The following is a 965-nucleotide window of genomic DNA, read 5'->3' as shown; positions in this document are numbered from 1 at the left end:
GACCGTGCCGGTGCGGTGAGAGGTAGACGGACACCTCGCACGACCAGCGGTACGCGGCGCGCTCCTTGAACGGGCCGGCATACGCGTAGCCGACGACCTCGCCGTCCTCCTCGAGCACGAGGAACGCGTGCCGGGCCTGCGCCTTGGCGATCCGCCGCGCCAGCTCGTCGGCGTCGGGCGGCTCCGTCTCGAAGGTGACGGTCGTGTCGGTGACGTAGGGCGCGTAGATCGCGGCGCATGCTGCGGCGTCGTAGGGTGTCGCGTCGCGCACGAGCGGCTGGAGCGGCGCCAGAGGGTCCGGCTGGTCGGGCATGCGGCGATGCTATGGCGCCGGCGGCTCCCCGCCACGACGGCCCTGACGGCCCGGCCCCGCCGCGAAGCGGGACACGATGAACGCCACGAACGTCACGAGGAAGACCTGCCCGATGACCGCCTCGCTCGTCGCAGCCAGGCGGGCGATGTTGGTGACCGCCACGAAGTCGCCGTAGCCCACCGTCGAGATGGTCGTCAGGCTGAAGTAGGTGTAGACGGTGGTCGGGACGTGCTCGCCGAAGAAGGGCTGCGCCGACAGGGCGTCGATGCTCTGGAAGAGCGTGGCGTAGGTGACGGCGATCTGCAGGTAGGCGGCCACGGCCCCGAGCACCGTCTGCACCCCCACGACCCCGTGCTGCAGCACCCGTCGGCCGATGACGACGGGGAGGATGAGCTCCGCAACGAGCCAGATGCCCTGGGCCTGCGCCGAACCCGTCGAGACGTCGGTGCCGTGGCTGGCCGGGACCAGGAGCAGCAGGTTGCCGACCACGGTCACGGCGACGAGCACGTCGATCGCCCGGCAGACCCGGCGCCTCGCCGCGGAGGCTCGCGTGGCGACGATGAGCGCCGCCCCGGTCACCAGGTGGCTGATGAAGGAGCCCCAGACGGACCCGGTCGTGTCGACGAGGGACTGGATGACGATGACGGCGAGG

The 965-nt window shown here is 71.5% G+C and carries 2 protein-coding genes; both read right to left on the bottom strand.

All coding sequences use genetic code 11. The annotated features are described in order from the left end of the window. Positions 1 to 313, bottom strand: a 313-nt coding sequence (locus ABD194_RS21220) for a GNAT family N-acetyltransferase (RefSeq protein ID WP_343995240.1), incomplete at its 3' end; no start/stop codon positions are given. A 9-nt stretch (positions 314 to 322) separates the two neighbouring features. Beyond that, a partial coding sequence (locus ABD194_RS21215) for a potassium channel family protein (RefSeq protein ID WP_343995238.1) occupies positions 323 to 965 on the bottom strand: 643 nt, incomplete at its 5' end.

This window comes from Terrabacter terrae, from assembly GCF_039529575.1.
GTDB lineage: Bacteria > Actinomycetota > Actinomycetes > Actinomycetales > Dermatophilaceae > Terrabacter > Terrabacter terrae.
Note: the sequence above shows the minus strand (reverse complement) of the source record. Positions and strands in the feature narration are given on the sequence as shown.